The 731-nt window shown below is 57.2% G+C and carries 1 protein-coding gene; it reads left to right on the top strand.

Going from position 1 to position 731, the window contains the following annotated elements; all coding sequences use genetic code 11:
• Positions 1-66: 66 nt before the first annotated feature.
• Positions 67-731 (top strand): IS5 family transposase (locus OX89_RS08930; protein ID WP_047350357.1); only part of this gene is annotated, 665 nt, incomplete at its 3' end.

Genomic DNA, 731 nt, shown 5'->3' with positions numbered 1-731 from the left:
GGAAATCCTGCAAAACCCCGAACGCAGTCTGCTAGAAGCCAGGAAGTCATGGCATCCTCCCCGCCCATGAAGCAAAGCAGCCTTGACCTGAAACTGAGCACCAAAAAGACCCGCAAGCAAGAACTGCTGATCCAGATGGATTTGGTGGTTCCCTGGGCTGCTCTGGTCGAACTCATTGCGCCCTATTACCCCGAAGGCAAGAACGGCCGCCCACCCTTTGCCCTGGAGACCATGCTGCGCATCCACTGCATGCAGCAGTGGTTCACCCTGTCAGATCTGGCGATGGAAGAGGCCTTCTTTGACACCCCGATCTACCGGGAGTTTGCAGGTCTTGATGTCCATGGGAGGGTGCCTGACGAGAGCACCATCCTGAGGTTTCGTCATCGGCTTGAGAAACACAAGCTGGCCGAGCAGATTCTGGCCACTGTCAACGAGCTTCTGGCAGCCCAGGGCTTGCTGCTCAAGGCAGGCACTGCGGTGGATGCCACCTTGATTGCAGCGCCTAGCTCTACCAAGAACAAGGACAGAAAGCGCGATCCAGAGATGCATTCGAGCCAAAAGGGCAACGAATGGCACTTTGGCATGAAGGCCCATATCGGCGTGGATGCAGACTCGGGACTCGTGCATACCGTCATAGGCACCTCGGGTAACGTGGCCGACGTTGTAGAGGGCAACAGCTTGCTGCACGGGCAGGAGACAGACGGGTTTGGTGATGCGGGCTACCAAGGTAT

It is taken from the genome of Diaphorobacter sp. J5-51 (assembly GCF_001023515.1).
GTDB lineage: Bacteria > Pseudomonadota > Gammaproteobacteria > Burkholderiales > Burkholderiaceae_C > Diaphorobacter > Diaphorobacter nitroreducens.
Note: the sequence above shows the minus strand (reverse complement) of the source record. Positions and strands in the feature narration are given on the sequence as shown.